We start from the raw sequence: 3529 nt of genomic DNA, 5'->3' as shown, positions 1-3529 counted from the left end.
CTCCCACGGCGAACCCATCGCCATCATCGGCATGGCCTGCCGCTACCCCGGCGGCATCACCACCCCCGAAGAACTCTGGCAACTCGTCCTCAACGGAGTCGACACCACCTCGGACCTGCCGGACGACCGGGGCTGGGACCTCGCGGGCCTCTACGACCCCGAGCCCGGGCAGGAGGGCAGGAGCTACACCCGGCGCGGCAGCTTCCTGCACGACGCCGCGGAGTTCGACCCGGCGTTCTTCGGCATCTCGCCCCGCGAGGCGCTCTACATGGACCCGCAGCAACGGCTGCTGCTCGAAACCTCCTGGGAGGCGCTGGAGCGGGCCGGCATCGACCCGACCGCCCTGAAGGGCAGCCAGACCGGCGTCTTCGCCGGCGTCATGTACCACGACTACGCACTGAACGTGGCGCCCTCGGGCACCAGTGGCGGCAGCGTGGTCTCCGGCCGGGTCTCCTACGCCCTGGGCCTGGAGGGCCCTGCGGTGACCGTGGACACCGCCTGCTCCTCCTCCCTGGTGGCCCTGCACCTCGCGACCCAGGCACTGCGCTCCGGCGAGTGCTCGCTCGCACTGACCGGCGGGGTCACCGTGATGGCGACGCCGGGCATGTTCATCGAGTTCAGCCGACAGCGCGGACTCTCGGTGGACGGCCGCTGCAAGTCCTTCGCCGGTGCGGCGGACGGTGTCGGCTGGTCCGAGGGTGTGGGCATGCTGGCGCTGGAGCGGCTCTCCGACGCCGAACGCAACGGCCACCGGGTACTGGCGGTCATCCAGGGCTCCGCCGTCAACCAGGACGGCGCCTCCAACGGGTTCAGCGCGCCCAACGGCCCCTCCCAGCAGCGGGTGATCCGCCGCGCCCTGGGGGCGGCCCGGCTCTCCGCGGCCGAGGTGGACGTGGTGGAGGCGCACGGCACCGGCACCACGCTGGGCGACCCGATCGAGGCCCAGGCCCTGCTGGCCACCTACGGCCAGGACCGCGAGCACCCCCTGCTGCTGGGCTCGATCAAGTCCAACATCGGCCACAGCCAGGCCGCCGCCGGCGTCGCCGGAATCATCAAGATGGTGCAGGCGATGCGCCACGGAGTCGTGCCGCGCACCCTGCACGTCGACCAGCCGTCCTCGCACGTCGACTGGTCGGCGGGCTCGGTGGAACTGCTGACCGAGCAGACGCCGTGGCCGCAGACCGGACGACCGCGCCGATCCGCGGTCTCGGCGTTCGGGATCAGCGGCACCAACGCCCACGTGGTGCTCGAACAGGGCCCGGAGCGGCCGGAGTCCGCGCCCGCCGAATCCGCCGGTGCGGCGCCCTGGCTGGTCTCGGCCGCCGACCCGGTGGCCCTGCGGGCCCAGGCGGCTCGTCTGGCGTCCTTCGTGGAGTCCGCGCCGGAACTGACCGTGCTGGAGACCGCCCGCGCGCTCGCCGTCACCCGCACCGCGCTGGACCGCCGCGCCGTCGTCACCGGTGCGGACCGGGAGGAACTGCTGGCCGGCCTCCGGGCACTGGCCGAGGGCGGACGCGCACCGAACGTCTACACGGCCGCTGCCCGCGGCGTCCGGCCGACGGCCTTCCTCTTCTCCGGCCAGGGGTCGCAGCGGCTCGGCATGGGACGCGGGCTGTACGAGCGGTTCGAGGCCTTCGCGACGGCCTTCGACGCCGTCTGCGCCGAACTGGGCGACGGCCTCCGCGAGGTGGTCTGGGGCGACGACGCCGAGCAGCTCAACCGCACCGAATGGGCCCAACCCGCCCTGTTCGCCGTCGAAGTGGCACTCTTCCGCCTCCTGGAATCCTGGGGCGTACGGCCCGACTACCTGGCCGGACACTCCATCGGCGAAGTCGCGGCAGCACACGCGGCAGGCGTCCTCACCCTCACCGACGCCTGCACCCTGGTCACGGCACGCGCCCGACTCATGCAAGCCCTGCCCGAAGGCGGAGCGATGGCCGCCCTCCAGGCCACCGAGGACGAAGTCCTCGCACAACTCCACGGCCCCGTCTCGATCGCCGCCGTCAACGGCCCCGACGCCGTCGTCGTCTCCGGCGAACACACCGCGGTCCAGGAGACCACCGCACACTTCGCCGGCCTCGGACGCAAGACCACCCGCCTGCGCGTCTCCCACGCCTTCCACTCCCCCCTGATGGACCCGATCCTCGACGAGTTCCGCACCACGGTCGAACACCTCGACTACGGCACACCCCGCATCCCCCTCGTCTCCAACCTCACCGGCGCACTCGCCACCGACGAACAACTCCGCTCACCCGACTACTGGACACGCCACATCCGGGAAGCCGTCCGATTCGCCGACGGCGTGCGGACGCTGCGGGAACTCGGTGCGAGCCGGTTCGTGGAGATCGGCCCCGACGCCGTGCTCACCGGGATGGCACAGGACTGCCTCGGCGAGGAGACGGACGAACTGCTGCTGGCCTCCCCGCTGCGCAAGGACCGTGACGAGACGGCGACGCTGTGGGCGGCGCTCGGGCGGCTGCACTCCACCGGCGCGCCGGTGGACTGGCGGGCCGTCTTCGACCCGGCACCGGCGCGGCACGTCGATCTGCCGACCTACGCCTTCCAGCGCCGGCGCTACTGGGTGAACGCCCGGCGGGCGAGCGGCGACCTCAACGCGGTCGGCGTGCGGGCGGCCGAGCACCCGCTGCTGGGCGCCGCCGTCGAGTTGGCGGACGGGAACGGCCACCTCTTCACGGGGCGGCTGTCGCTGGAGTCGCACCCCTGGCTGGCCGACCACCAGGTGCACGACACCGTGCTGGTCCCCGGCGCCGGCCTGGTGGAGATGGTGCTCCGGGCAGGCGCGGAGACCGGCTGCGAGGTGCTGGAGGAGCTGACACTCGCCGCCGCGCTGGTCCTGCCCGAGCAGGGCGGGCTCCAGGTGCAGGTGTGGGTCGGCGAGCCCGATGCGACCGGGCGCCGGGCGATCACCGTCCACTCCCGGCCGGAGGACGACCCGGAGCAGGCCTGGCTTCGCCACGCCTCCGGTTTCCTGGGCCGCGCTCCGCTGCCGGGCGGCGGCTTCGAGCTGAGCGCCTGGCCGCCGGCGGGCGCGGTAGAGGTGCCGGTCGACGGCGCCTACGAGCGGATCGCCGAGCTCGGATTCGGCTACGGCCCGGTGTTCCAGGGGCTCCGGGCGCTGTGGCGGCGCGGTGACGAACTGTACGCCGACGTCGCCCTGCCCGACGACGTCAGCGACGACGCCGTGCGCTTCGGCATCCACCCGGCTCTGCTCGACGCCGTCATGCACGCGGCCATCCTCACCAATGACGGCGCGGGAGAGACCTCGATCCCGTTCGCCTGGAACGAGGTGTCGCTGCACGCCGCCGGATCCTCCGCGGTGCGGGCCCGGCTCACCCGGGTGGCCGACGGCGGCCTGGCGCTCCAGGTCGCGGATGCCGCCGGGCAGCCGGTCCTGTCGGTGTCCTCCATGGTGAGCCGTCCGGTCTCGCCGGAGCAGTTGGCGGCCGGCGGCCCCGCCGAGGGAGCCCTCTACGAAATCACCTGGTCCCCGACACGCCCCACCTCGAAC

Annotated in this window: 1 protein-coding gene; it reads left to right on the top strand. The window is 73.2% G+C overall.

Translation table 11 applies throughout. The annotated features are described in order from the left end of the window. The coding region (locus ACFU74_RS36575) for a type I polyketide synthase (RefSeq protein ID WP_380764450.1) at positions 1–3529 on the top strand (3529 nt) is incomplete at both ends.

The organism is Kitasatospora sp. NPDC057500 (assembly GCF_042802195.1).
Lineage (GTDB): Bacteria > Actinomycetota > Actinomycetes > Streptomycetales > Streptomycetaceae > Kitasatospora.
Note: the sequence above shows the minus strand (reverse complement) of the source record. Positions and strands in the feature narration are given on the sequence as shown.